This window comes from Streptomyces sp. Act143, assembly GCF_003143935.1.
Taxonomy (GTDB): domain Bacteria; phylum Actinomycetota; class Actinomycetes; order Streptomycetales; family Streptomycetaceae; genus Streptomyces.
In genome coordinates this window covers 6,565,890-6,578,020 of the sequence record NZ_QFRX01000001.1, presented here as the reverse complement: position 1 = coordinate 6,578,020, position 12,131 = coordinate 6,565,890, and the positions used below count along the sequence as shown (strand labels likewise).

At 72.3% G+C, this 12,131-nt stretch carries 13 protein-coding genes; 6 read left to right on the top strand and 7 right to left on the bottom strand.

Going from position 1 to position 12,131, the window contains the following annotated elements; translation table 11 throughout:
* Positions 1-233 precede the first annotated feature (233 nt).
* Positions 234-905: a hypothetical protein gene (locus DI272_RS30115; protein ID WP_109498347.1), complete on the top strand. Its 672-nt coding sequence runs from the start codon at positions 234-236 to the stop codon at positions 903-905.
* Positions 906-1,274: 369 nt separating this feature from the next.
* Here the strand turns inward: DI272_RS30115 and DI272_RS30110 are convergent, their stop codons facing one another.
* Complete coding sequence (locus DI272_RS30110; protein WP_109498346.1) at positions 1,275-1,733, bottom strand: ArsI/CadI family heavy metal resistance metalloenzyme; 459 nt, start codon at positions 1,731-1,733, stop codon at positions 1,275-1,277.
* Positions 1,734-1,761: 28 nt separating this feature from the next.
* Positions 1,762-3,132, bottom strand: a complete 1,371-nt coding sequence (locus tag DI272_RS30105; protein WP_109498345.1) for an FAD-dependent oxidoreductase — start codon at positions 3,130-3,132, stop codon at positions 1,762-1,764.
* Positions 3,133-3,286: 154 nt separating this feature from the next.
* Between DI272_RS30105 and DI272_RS30100 the strand changes: the two genes are divergently transcribed.
* On the top strand, positions 3,287-3,661 hold the full coding sequence (locus DI272_RS30100; RefSeq protein WP_109498344.1) for a helix-turn-helix transcriptional regulator: 375 nt from the start codon (positions 3,287-3,289) through the stop codon (positions 3,659-3,661).
* On the opposite strand, the gene DI272_RS30095 is transcribed toward DI272_RS30100, so the two are convergent.
* Together DI272_RS30095 and DI272_RS30090 are read right to left on the bottom strand one after the other, a co-directional pair.
* Entirely contained in the window at positions 3,636-4,373 is a 738-nt protein-coding gene (locus DI272_RS30095; protein ID WP_109498343.1) for an aquaporin, read from the bottom strand. The two genes, DI272_RS30100 and DI272_RS30095, sit on opposite strands and share 26 nt — an antisense overlap.
* A 140-nt stretch (positions 4,374-4,513) precedes the next feature.
* Entirely contained in the window at positions 4,514-4,828 is a 315-nt protein-coding gene (locus DI272_RS30090) for a helix-turn-helix transcriptional regulator (protein ID WP_109498342.1), read from the bottom strand.
* Between the two features lie 120 nt (positions 4,829-4,948).
* On the opposite strand from DI272_RS30090, the gene DI272_RS30085 reads away from it, so the two are divergent.
* Positions 4,949-5,368, top strand: coding sequence for an arsenate reductase ArsC (locus DI272_RS30085; RefSeq protein ID WP_109498341.1), 420 nt, complete (start codon positions 4,949-4,951; stop codon positions 5,366-5,368).
* A complete protein-coding gene (locus DI272_RS44665; protein WP_181387354.1) occupies positions 5,365-5,508 on the top strand; it encodes a hypothetical protein in 144 nt (47 codons plus the stop codon). The genes DI272_RS30085 and DI272_RS44665 overlap by 4 nt, the downstream gene beginning before the upstream one ends.
* Before the next feature lie 258 nt (positions 5,509-5,766).
* Here the strand turns inward: DI272_RS44665 and DI272_RS30080 are convergent, their stop codons facing one another.
* Both DI272_RS30080 and DI272_RS30075 read right to left on the bottom strand, forming a co-directional pair.
* Positions 5,767-7,455: a GAF domain-containing sensor histidine kinase gene (locus DI272_RS30080; RefSeq protein WP_258314720.1), complete on the bottom strand. Its 1,689-nt coding sequence runs from the start codon at positions 7,453-7,455 to the stop codon at positions 5,767-5,769.
* 277 nt (positions 7,456-7,732) lie between these two features.
* Positions 7,733-9,715 (bottom strand): BTAD domain-containing putative transcriptional regulator, encoded by a 1,983-nt coding sequence (locus DI272_RS30075; protein WP_109498340.1) that lies wholly within the window; start codon positions 9,713-9,715, stop codon positions 7,733-7,735.
* Positions 9,716-9,922: 207 nt separating this feature from the next.
* Between DI272_RS30075 and DI272_RS30070 the strand changes: the two genes are divergently transcribed.
* Positions 9,923-10,801 (top strand): alpha/beta fold hydrolase, encoded by an 879-nt coding sequence (locus DI272_RS30070; protein WP_109498339.1) that lies wholly within the window; start codon positions 9,923-9,925, stop codon positions 10,799-10,801.
* Between the two features lie 79 nt (positions 10,802-10,880).
* Here the strand turns inward: DI272_RS30070 and DI272_RS30065 are convergent, their stop codons facing one another.
* On the bottom strand, positions 10,881-11,216 hold the full coding sequence (locus tag DI272_RS30065; protein ID WP_109498338.1) for a small membrane hydrophobic protein: 336 nt from the start codon (positions 11,214-11,216) through the stop codon (positions 10,881-10,883).
* A 19-nt stretch (positions 11,217-11,235) separates the two neighbouring features.
* On the opposite strand from DI272_RS30065, the gene DI272_RS30060 reads away from it, so the two are divergent.
* Positions 11,236-12,129 carry a phosphorothioated DNA-binding restriction endonuclease gene (locus tag DI272_RS30060; protein WP_109498337.1) on the top strand — a complete coding sequence of 298 codons (894 nt, stop codon included), beginning with the start codon at positions 11,236-11,238 and terminating at the stop codon, positions 12,127-12,129.
* Positions 12,130-12,131: the final 2 nt, after the last annotated feature.

Genomic DNA, 12,131 nt, shown 5'->3' with positions numbered 1-12,131 from the left:
TGCGCGGCGCGCTCCCGGCCGAAACGGTTCGTATGCCGCCCTCGCCCGGCGCCGGCCACCTGATCCGGATTGTGCTCCACCGGCAACCGTTCCCCCGTATTGCCCGCGTCTGGTCACCGCTTCGCAACGGACGGCGCCCAGGTGATCGAAAAGCCCACCGCGTGGCTGAATATGGTCTCTCCGACTCACGCGGTTACGCAGGTAGCCGCTGCCATCACCTTGGGGGACACATCATGATGATCACGCGTCGCCGCAGACGGATCGCAATCCGCACGCTCGTCCTGAGCGCATGGGCAGCCGGCGCCCTGGCGCTCACCGCCTGCTCGTCGGCCTCCTCCGAAGCCGACAGCCCGGCGCCGACCGCCAGTTCCTCGCCGGCCAAGGGCGAGAGCGGCACCGAGGCGACCGCGTCTGCGTCGGCCAATGCGCTGCCCGCCGGCAAGGTCTCGTCGTCGCCCGGCAGCAAGGCGTCCGCCGCCCCGGCCGCCGCTGCATCACCGGCGGCCTCGCCCGCAGGCGAGCCGGCTGCTGCCGGGGGCGGCGGCGAGGACGACGGCTGCGACCACAAGATGCCCATCTCCCCGGACGAGATCGCCGTCTACCGCTACACCCCCGAAGGCGGCACCCTCAGCCTGATCTTCCGGCACGGCAACTGGGGCTGCGGCACACCGGATTCGGACGGCGCGCCGTTCGAGACGGTCGGCAAGGAAACCTATCTCCCCATGGACCAGGCCGCGTACATCACCGTCACCAACCCCATCGTGACCAGCACCGAGAATCAGCCCATCGGTGTCCAGGAGTTCCTGGACTGGCTGGAGGCCAACCCCGACAGCGGCCTGGTCTTCCGGTACCACCTCGGCGCGGACGGGGCCATCGACCGCCTCGAGCAGGTCTTTACCCCCTGACACAGCCGCGGACGGGTCCCCGACCGCGCGTGCCTGCCACCAGGGTCGGGGAGGAACACTCCCGCCGCCGGGACGGCGGGGCGCGGCGCGCAGCCGGGGGCCTGCACCCCTCGCAATCTCGGGTGGCCGATGGCCGACCGTTGAGCGACATCGGCATCGGCATGAAGAGCACTGAAGCAGCCACTTCGACCTCCAAGTCCCAGGTCACTCCACTAGGGCATGCCGACAACGAGAGCGTTTCTCATCGTCCCGCTGCGCGGCTGGTAACTGCAGAAGGACACGTCATCACAGCGCTGCTCGCCGCAAAGAGGGGGCCTGTGTCCCTGCCGGTCACGGCCCGCCGGCGTGCGGGGCGGTCATCGGCGGGCGTCAGCAGCAGCCTTCCGCGGCGGCCGGTTCCTTGGCGTCGGCCGCGCCGGGAGTGGAACAGCAGGTGCTGCCCTGCTGCTTGGTGAGGGTGTCGGCGTCGGCCTTGACCACGTAGACCTCCCAGGGTTCCTGACCGGGTCCGTGCACCCAGACCTTGTCCTGGAGGGCGTAGCAGCAGGTGGTGTCGTTCTCCTCGGTCGTGGCCAGGCCGGCTTCGTAGAGGCGGGTGGTGGCGGAGTGGACGGCTTCGCTCGTGCCGACCTCGACGCCGAGGTGGTCCAGGCGGGTCGCCTCGTCGGGGGCGCCTTCGATCAGGACGAGCTTGAGCGGGGGTTCCGTGATGGCGAAGTTGGCGTAGCCGTCGCGGAGTTTGGCGGGTTCGGTGCCGAAGAGCTTGCTGTAGAAGGCGACGGATGCGTCCAGATCCGGGACGCGCAGGGCGAGTTGTACGCGGGACATGGCGAACCTCCTTGGTGGGAATGCGGGTTCAGCAGCCACCGGTACCGGCGGCCGGCATGCCGACGCCGATCTGCAGGGTGGCGGCCGGGGTTGTGCAGCAACCGCCGGCGTCATCGCCGCGCGGCGTCTCGGTCGCGTCGAGGAGTCCGCCTCCGCTGCACACGCCCGTCTCGGGGAGGACGAGTTCGACGCGTTCGGCGGCCTCCTGGTCGCCCGCGAGGGCGGCGGCGATGGAGCGGACCTGTTCGTAGCCGGTCATGGCGAGGAACGTGGGGGCGCGGCCGTAGGACTTCATGCCGACCAGGTAGATGCCGTTGTCCGGGTGGGAGAGCTCGTTCACGCCGTGGGGGTAGACGGTGCCGCAGGAATGGATGTTGGGGTCGATCAGCGGGGCCAGCGCGGTCGGGGCCTGGAGGCGTTCGTCGAGGCCGAGGCGGACCTCGGAGAGGAAGGACAGGTCGGGTCGCAGGCCGGTGAGGACGATGACTTCGTCGACCGGGTCCAGGCGGCGGCCGTCCTCGGCGACGAGGACGAGCTGCTCACCGTCGCGTTCCACGGCCCGGGTACGGAAGCCGGTGACCGCGCTCGCATGGCCGGCCTCGACGGCCGCCTTGGCACGGAGGCCCAGGGCGCCGCGGGCGGGGAGCTGGTCGGCCTCTCCCCCGCCGTATGTGTTCGCGCCGATGGCACGGCGGAGGAGCCACACCGCGTGGGTGCCCGGTTCGTCCTCGGCCAGGTCGGCGAGGTGGGCGAGCGCGGTGAAGGCGGAGGCGCCGGAGCCGATCACGGCGGTGCGCCTGCCCGCGTACCGGGTCCGGGCGGACGGGTCCCTGAGGTCGGGGATGCGGTAAGCGATGTGATCGGCCGCCGACCGCTCGCCGAGGGCGGGCAGGCCGTCGGCGCCCATCGGGCTGGGGATGGTCCAGGTGCCGGAGGCGTCGATGACGGCGTGGGCGGCAAGGCGTTCCTCGCGGCCGTCGGCCGTCCGGAGGTGCACGGTGTAGGGCTGTTCGTCGCGGTCTGCGTCGACGATGCGGTCCCGCCCCGCGCGGGCCACGCCGGTGACCGTCGTGCCGTAGCGGACCTTGTCGCCGAGCGCGTCGGCGAGCGGCTGGAGGTAGTGCTCGGCCCAGTCGCCGCCGGTGGGGTAGGCGGCGCCGTCGGGGCGCACCCAGCCGGTGGGGGCCAGGAGCTTCTCGGCGGCGGCGTCGGTGACCTCGGCCCAAGGGGAGAACAGCCGGACGTGCGCCCAGTCGCGGACGGCACTGCCGGCGGACGGGCCGGCTTCGAGAACCAGCGGTTCCAGACCGCGCTCGACGAGGTGGGCGGCGGCGGCCAGGCCGACGGGGCCGGCTCCGATCACCACGACGGGCAGCTGGTCGGTGGCGGGCGCGTTCACAGGACTCCCCTTTGTTTCGACGTCTGTCGATGTCTTGCAGGGCCCAGGATGGCACCCATATCGATGAACGTCAACATAGACGTTCGTCGAATCAGAGAGCATGGGTCGACGGCGACCCTCGCCGGGCTGTTTCGACATGTGTCAACATAGATGTATGTCGAAGACGAAGGTGCTGCCGCTGCTCGAAGCCGGGGCCGATGACGTGGCGCCGTGCTGCCCGCCGCTGACCGAGCGTCCGTTCACCGCCGAGGAAGCCGAGACGGCCGCGCGGATGTTCAAGGCGCTGGGCGATCCGGTGCGGCTGCGGCTGTTCTCGGCGGTCGCCTCGCACGCGGGCGGCGAGGCGTGCGTGTGCGACATCTCCGACGTCGGCGTCTCCCAGCCGACCGTCTCCCACCACCTGAAGAAGCTCAAGGAGGCCGGGCTGCTGACCTCCGAGCGGCGCGGCACCTGGGTCTACTACCGGGTCGAGTCCTCGGTGCTGGCGGCCATGGGCAAGCTGCTCAGCATGGCGCCGACCGCCGCATGAAGATGACCGCCACCAGCGCCAGCCCCACCGCGGCGCCGATCAGTTGCATGCCGATGAAGCCCGCGAGTGAGCCCGGCGCGATACCCGCGAAGGTGTCCGTGAAGACGCGGCCGATGGTCACCGCCGGGTTCGCGAACGACGTGGAGGAAGTGAACCAGTACGCGGCGCCGATGTAGGAGGCGACGGCGACGGGGGCGAAGCGCAGGCGGTCCGCGCGGGCCAGGCCGAAGATCAGCAGGATCAGCCCGGCGGTGGCGACCACCTCACCGAGCAGCAGGTGGCCGGCCGACCGGTCATGGGTGGACCACTTGACCAGCGGCTCGCCGAACATCGCATCCGCCAGAATCGCGCCCGCGATCGCTCCGGCCACCTGCGCGGGGACGTACACCGCGACCTCCCGGGCCGTGACCCCGGCGCCGCCGCGGCGGGCGGTGAACCACTCGGCCAGGGTGACCACCGGGTTGAAGTGGGCGCCGGAGACCGGCCCCAGCAGCAGGATCAGGACGCCGAGGCCGAAGACGGTGGCCGTGGAGTTGGCCAGCAGCTGCACCCCGACGTCCTTCGTCAGCTCGGTGGCCTGGATGCCGGACCCGACCACGACCGCGACCAGCCCGGCCGTGCCGACGAGTTCGGCCGCGGCCCGGGCGATCAGTGGCGGAGCCTGGGGCGGGGTGGCACCCGGGGCGGGCTGGGGTGCGGCGGTGGGGGCCATGGCGGCTTCCCCGGCCTTGCCGCGCTCGGGGGTTTCGAAGGCCTCCGTGGCCTCTGCGCCCCCTGCGCCCCCTGTGGCCTCTGCGGCCTCTGCGGCGGTCAACGAATCTCCTCGGAGCGGGCGCCGTACGACGGCGGGGATCAGGGACAGGACCGCTTGACGTCGTTCTCGGCGGTGGCACGCGCGGCCTCCGCGAGGTCGGCGAACTGACCGGCAAGGGTGGCGATGACGTCGGGCTTGAGCCGGTAGTAGGTGAACCGGCCGCAAGGTTCCGTCTCCACGACCCCGGCCTCGCGCAGCACCTTCAGATGGTTGGAGAGGTTGGTCTGTCTCGCCCCGGTCTCCTCGATCAGATGCGTGGAGCACAGCGTCTCCCGGGCCAGCAGGGTGACGATCCGGAGGCGGAGCGGGTCCGCGAGCACCCGCAGCAGATCAGTGTCGACTGACGTCAGCATGGACTGATATTTTCACATCAGCCCCCACTGATACCAGCCCGGCGGGCGGCCGACGCCTGGACCGACCGGTCACCCCCTCCTCGCACGGTCCGCCTGCTCCCCCTCGCGAAGGAAGAACCGATGCCCTCCAGCCCGCTCGCCTCCGTGCTGTTCGTCTGCGTTCACAACGCCGGCCGCTCGCAGATGGCCGCCGGATTCCTGAACCACCTCGCGGGCGACCGGATCGAGGTCCGCTCCGCCGGCTCCGTCCCCGGCGACCAGGTCAACCCCGCCGCGGTCGAGGCCATGAGGGAGGCCGGTGTCGACATCTCCGAGGCCAGGCCGAAGATCCTCACCACCGAGGCGGTCCAGGCGTCCGACTACGTCATCACCATGGGCTGCGGCGACGCCTGCCCGGTCTTCCCCGGCAAGAAGTATCTCGACTGGGCCCTGGAGGACCCGGCCGGCAAGGGCGTCGAGGCCGTACGTCCCATCCGCGACGAGATCCGGAGGCGCGTCGAGGCCCTGATCGCGGAGATCGACGCGCAGCAGAAGGCGTGACCACGGTGGCCGCCGATCCGCTCGCGGCCACGACCCTCAAGGTGCGTGCGAGGCTCGGCCCGGCGGAACTGGGGTGTCAAGGAGACGGGTGGGGCGGCTGTCAGGGCCGTACGGCCCTCGTGGAACCGGTGCTGGAGTGATGTAGTGAAGGGGACGGGGAGGGCCCCGCACGAAGGACGCGGAGGAGCAGCAGGGGGGGCTGCGCACCGCGCAATCAGGAACCGCGAGAAGCGGTTGGGGCCCTCCCCGTCGAGCGTGCCGCCGTGCGCGCATCGTCACGCTGTCAGGCGGGCCGCGAGCAGGGCCACGTCGTCGTGGAAGCCTCCCCCGGCATGAGAAATCGCGGTCGATGGCTCGGTCGGCGCAGGTGCCGTCCTACGGCAACCGCGGTCAGCGGTTCAGTCGGCGGTGGTGGCGTCGGTCGGCAGTGGGACGGTCCATTCCAAGAGGGTTCCGGTCGGTTCGTGCCTGGTCAGCGTCAGAGTCCCGCCGAGTTCCTCGGCGCGGGTCCGCATGGTGGCCAGTCCGCCGCGCGGGGTGACCGCGGGATCGAGGCCGCGTCCGTTGTCGGCGACCGTGAGCCGCAGCGTCCGGTCCGTGGCCTCGGCGGCGACCTCCACCTCGGTGGCATGCGCGTGCCGGGCGACGTTGGACAGCGCCTCGCGCAGGACGGCCACCAGGTGGCCGGCGTGCGATGCGGGTACGTCGGTGTCGAGGAGGCCGGTCATGCGCAGGGCCGGCGCGAAGCCGAGCGTCCTGGGCGCCTCGCCGACCAGGGTGGCGAGCTGGGAGCGCAGGCCGATGCGGCGGCCGGGTCGTTCATGGTGCTGAAGGCCGAAGATGGTGGAGCGGATGACCTTGATCGTGTCGTCCAGATCATCGACCACCCGCTGGACGCGCTCCGCCTCATCCGCCCGGCCGCCGAGCCGCGGAAGGACGGACTGCAGGCTCAGGCCGTCGGCGAACAGCCGTTGGATGACCAGGTCGTGCAGGTCGCGGGCGATGCGTTCACGGTCGCCGAGCAGGGTGAGCTGCTCGGCGTCCCGGCGGTGCTCGGCGATCTCCAGGGCCAGGGCGGCCTGGTCGGAGAAGGACTCCACCATGTGCACCACCGCCTCGTTGAAGGACGGCCCGCCGGGCGCGTTGGCGACCTGCAGCACACCGCGTACCCGCTCCCGGGTGCCGACGGGTACGAAGAACGCGGGCCCCAGCGGAACGACGGAGGCGCTGCCCCCCAAGGAGCGGGGATCCTCGCTGAGGGCGTCGCTGCTGATGGTCTGTCCCGTCGCATAGACCTTCGCCGCCAGCGTGGTCGCCGACAGAGCCAGGCCCATCACCCGGTCGGCGGCCTCACCGGCGGCCGTCTCCACCACCAGGTCCCCGCCGTCGCCCATCGGCAGGGCCAGGGTCACCAGGTCCGCGCCGGTCATCTCGCGCACCATGTCGGCCAGTGACCGCAGGGTCCGGGACGGGGGCTCGCCGGACAGCAGGGCCCGGGTCAGGTCCGCGCCGGCGGCCAGCTGCCGCTCCCGGTGGCGGCTCTCGTCGTACAGCCGGGCGTTGTCGATGGCCACGCCCGCGGCCGCGGCCAGGCTGCGCAGCACCGCCTCGTCGTCGGCGTCGAACTGCCGCCCGCCCCGCTTGTCGGTGAGGTACAGGTTGCCGAACACCTTCTCGCCCACCTGCACGGGGGCGCCGAGGAAGGTGCGCATCGGCGGGTGCCCCGGCGGGAAGCCGACGGCCTCGTGATGGGCGCCGAGGTCTTCCAGCCGCAGCGAGCGGGGCTCGCGGATGAGCAGGCCGAGGATGCCGTGGCCCTCCGGGTAGTGACCGATCCGCGCGACGGTCTCCTCGTCCATCCCCACGGTGATGAACTGCCGGATGCGCCCTTCCTCACCCAGCACCCCCAGCGCGCCGTACTCGGCGTCCACCAGCTCCACCGCGGACTGCACGATCCGCCGCAGCAGGTCCCCCAGGTCCAGGTCGCTGCCGATCGCCACGACGGCGTTCAGCAGCGTCTGCATCTGGTCCCGGCTGCTGCGTACGCGCTGGACATGGGCCTGGAGCTCGTTCAGGAGAGCGTCCATCCTGAGCTGCGGGACGGAGCTGTCACCGCTCGTATCCGATCGGTCGTTCACGGCACCTGTCCCCTCGTGCTCGAACCGGCCTACGCCTCCAGCGTGCCCGAACGACCCTGTCGGAGCGCAACCCCGCCGCACTGGCCATCCCATCGGGTACCCGGCGCGCCACCCGGGCAACCCGGCCGTGAACACGACGGTCGACACCGGCCGACGCGGACGCGCCCCCTCGGACGGTCCTGCGGTCGCGCGGGGTCCGCCGCTGCCGGTCGGCTCGTCGCTGACGTCAGGCCATGGCCTCCTCCAGCGAGGCCAGGTGCGCGGCGACCGGGCCGAGGGTGATCAGCCCGCTGCCGGCGGCCGTCTCCGACGCGGCGGGCAGCAGCTGGGTGCGGGCGCGCTCCATCGCCTCGCGGTCGCCCACCGCGATCGCGGCCCGGGCCGTCAGACACCACAGAAGCTCACTCATCAGGTCGCGCGGCGGTGCCGCCATGGCGCGCACGGTTGCGCGCGCCTCCGCCGTCCGGCCCGCCTCGATCAGCAGCAGCGGCCGTACCCACGGTTCGTACGGTCCCCAGTCCGCGTCCGTGTGTCCATCCGCCGCCGATGCGCCGTGCCGCAAGCGCACCGACAGCCGGGCCAGCGCGGGCAGGCCGCCTTGCAGCCCGGGCATCCCCGCGTCGCGCAGCGAGTCGGCCGCCTGCGCGTACGCGGCCTCGGCCGCTTCGCGCGAGCTCGTGGAGGCCGTGCGCAGCGCCCGGTACCAGGTGGTGAACACCGACACCAGCGGCAGGTCATGACGGTCCGCCAGTTCGTCCGCGGCATCCGCGTGCCGGTCGGCCGCAGCCAGGTCCGCCAGCGCGCACCGCGCCTGGACCCGGATGAGGTGTCCGAGCACCTCGTGACGGACCAGGCCGTGGCGGCCGGAAAGGGCCACGATCTCCGCGCCGATCCCGTCACGGCGCGGCGCGAGCCCGGTGCGCAGGAAGGACTGCATGAAGGTGCCGTTCAGGGCGAAGGCCAGCAGCCGCGGGTCGCCCAGGCGCCGGGCGATCTGCTCGGCTTGTCCGGCGGCCTGGAGCGGTCGGAGTGTCGTTCCGGGCGCCGGTTCTCCCACGGGCAGGGTGCCGCGGGACTCGACCGCGATGGTTGCCAGCAGCCGACAGCGCGCCGCGTCATGGCTGCCTGGCGCCAGGGCACGCAGGACGCGCTCGGAGGTGTCCACGAGTCGGCGGGCCTGCTCGGGGTCGTCGGAGCGGGTCCAGATCGCCGGGACGTCGTAGGCCCCGATGACGCGTGCGGTCAGCTCCGGATCGCCCAGTTGCTCCGCGGCGGCGACGGCGGCCACGCGGTGCCGGCGGGCCGCCTCCAAGCCGCCGCCCCCGGTGACCGCGAGGTCGCGCATCAGACCGACCGTGGATTCGAGGCGCGTTCGGGCGCGGGCTCCCAGGGCACCTTCGTAGGCGGCCGTGGCCCGCTCCCACACGCGGTTCACCGAGGCGTCGGAGTCCTGGGCCAGGTGGTCGTCCTGCCGCAGGACGTCCTCCTCCAGACGCCGCAGGCGCGGGCTGGGGTCGATTCCGAGCTGGTCGCGGAGCAGGGTACGGGCCCGGCGCAGCACGGACAGGGCGTCGGCCTGCCGGCCCGACCGGTACAGGGCGAGCGCCAGCAGCCGCCAGGCGTCCTCGCGCCAGGGGTGATCGGTGACGTGTGCGTCGAGGTCGGGCACTGCCTCGGCAGCCAGGTCCAGGGCGATACGGGCCTCGGCGCGGCGCTCGACGGCATGCAAGCGCAGTTCGGTCAGCCGGGCCCGCTCCGCTCGCAGCCAGTGCTCGTCGCCGAAGTCCGCGAACGCCGGCCCGCGCCACCAGCCGAGCGCCTCCGCCAGCCGTTGGGCCGTCTGGGCGGGACCGGCGTTTCCGGTCGACTCCACGACCTCCTCGAACCGCCATGCGTCGACATCGTCCTTCGGGACCCGCAAGGCGTATCCGGAGCCCTCGGTGACCAGCAGACGCGGCGGGGTCCGGGGCGGCCGGTCGGGTTCCAGGGCGCGCCGCAGGTCGCCGACGAAGGTGCGCAGTGAGCTGATGGCGTCGCCCGGCGGCTCCTCCCAGAGGTCCTCCGCGAGGCGGGCGACCGGCACCACCCGGCGGCGGGCGACGATCAGCCGGGCCAGCACCGCCCGATGCCGTGGCCCCTTGAGGCGCAGCGGCTCCCCGGCCTCGTCCCAGGCGCTCACAGCCCCCAGCACCCCGAATTCCACGCGCATGCCGCTGTCTGTTCCTCTTCGTCCCTCGGCCTCGTCGACCAGGAGAAATCTAGTCGAGCCCGCGCGCGTTCATTCGGTGCTGATCGGCTGCCGGAAGGCTTGCGACACCGCGTGGGGCGGTCTCGGTCCGTCAGGGCCGCCGGCCCCACGGTCATCGAGCGGATGCCGTCGACAGGGCGGGATCCAGGCAACGAGAGGCAGCAAGCCATGACACAGAACATCCCCGGTTTCGATTACCGACGCGTGGAAGTGGCGGAGGGCATCGGGCTGAACGCCGCGGTCGGCGGCTCCGGCAGCCCCGTCGTGCTGCTGCACGGCTTTCCCCAGACCCACCTGATGTGGCGGCATGTCGCCACGGACCTGGCGGCCGATCACACGGTCATCTGTCCCGACCTGCGCGGATACGGCGACAGCGACAAGCCGGCCGAGGTCGGACCGGACGTGTACTCCAAGCGCACCATGGCCCATGACATCGTGGCGCTGGCCCGCGCGCTGGGTCACGAGCGGTTTGCGTTGGCGGGCCACGACCGAGGGGCGCTCGTGGCGTTCCGCGCCGGGCTCGATCACCCGGACAGCATCACCCACCTGGCCTGTCTCGACGTCCTGCCGACCCTGGACATGTGGGAGGCGCTGCACGGTGTGCAGGCGGCCGTGGGCTTCCACCTGTACCTGATGGCGCAGCCGCCCGGCCTGCCCGAGCAGCTGATCCAGAACAGTCCGGACGCGTTCTTCTCGTACTTCCTGGACATCTGGGCGAACGACCCCGAAGCGATGCCGCCGGGCGTGCGTCAGGTCTACCTCGATGCCTGCCGCCGGTCCGTACCGTCCATCGTCGCCGACTACCGGGCCTCGGCGGGCATCGACATCGAGCACGACCGGTCCGACCGGGCCGCGGGACGGCGGCTCACCATGCCGGTCTCCGTCCTCCAGCAGGACTGGGGTGCCGCGCTCGGCTACGAGGCCGCCGCACTGTGGGGCGCCTGGGCCGCGGACCTGGACCACTCGACCGTCTCCTGCGGTCACTTCATGGCCGAGGAAGATCCGGAGACGATCACGAAGTCGCTGCGCGGCCTGCTGGCACGCTGAGCCCGGATCCGCGTGCGGCGTCGGGCCGTTGAGGAGCAGCCCGCGGAATGCCCGGCGTGTTTCCCTTGCACCCGCAAGGTCAGGCGGGCCGCACGGCGGACCCCACCGGAGCGACGGCGACCTCGCGGGCCTCGCGGGCCTCGCGGGCCTCGCGGGTCTCCCGCATGATCAGCAGGCCGTTGGCCACCATCAGGGTCGCGGTCGGACAGTGGACGCCGAACGCGGTGGCCAGGGAGCCGTGGTGGGTCAGCACGGTGGTGACGACCAGGAAGCCGCCGCCGTCGCCGGACGGCGCGCTCGGCAGGCCGAAGCCCACCACCGTTGCCTCCGGGCTCAGCATGAACCCCGTCCCGAACCAGAGGATGAAGACGATGAAGGCGGCGGCCATAACGGTGTTGATCTTCTTCAGAGACACTGCTCTACGATCACCGGTCATGGACTGGCTCGAACGGACCGCGCAGTTGCGGCAGTGGAGCAGGGGTGGTGCGCGGGCACCGCACAAGCCGCTGCTCCTTCTCTACGCGCTGGGCCGGTTCCAGCAGGACGCCGACGGCGAGCTGCGCTACAGCGCGGTGGAGGAGGACCTGGCGCGGCTGCTGGCCGAGTACGGGCCGCCCCACAGGACGACCCCCGCCTACCCGTTCCACCACCTCGTCAGCGACGGGGTGTGGGAGGTGCGCACCGACCGGGGGCCGGGCAGCCCGGGCAGCGGTGTGCGGGATCTGCGGGAGACCGGCGCGGCGGGCCGGCTCGCCCCCGAGCTGCGGGCGGCGCTGCGGCGTGAACCGTCGCTGCTCGCCCGTGTCGCTCGGGTGCTGCTCGATCTGCATTTTCCGCCGTCCCTCCACGGCGACCTGTGCGAGGCCGTCGGGCTGGAGCTGGAACCGGCGGAGACCGGTCGGCCTGCGGACGGACGTCGGCAGCGCAGTCGGCGGATGCGCGATCTGGTGCTGACCGCGTACGAACACCGGTGCGCGTTCTGCGGCTACGACGGCCGGATCGGCGCGGTCCCGGTGGGGCTGGAGGCCGCGCACGTGCGCTGGTGGGCGTTCGACGGTCCGGACGAGGTCGACAACGGGCTGTGCCTGTGCTCGTTGCACCACAAACTCTTCGACAAGGGTGTGCTCGGGGTCGGCGACGGTCACCGCATCCTGGTCTCGCAGCGCTTCGTCGGTCACAGTCCGGCGGCCCGGGACCATGTCACGGCGCTCGCGGGCCGTCCGCTGCTCGGCCCGCAGCCGGGTACCCGCCCGGTCGCGGCAGCCCACCGCGCCTGGCACACCAGCCAGGTCTTCCACGGCCCGCCGCGTCCCGCCGGCACCGCCTGACG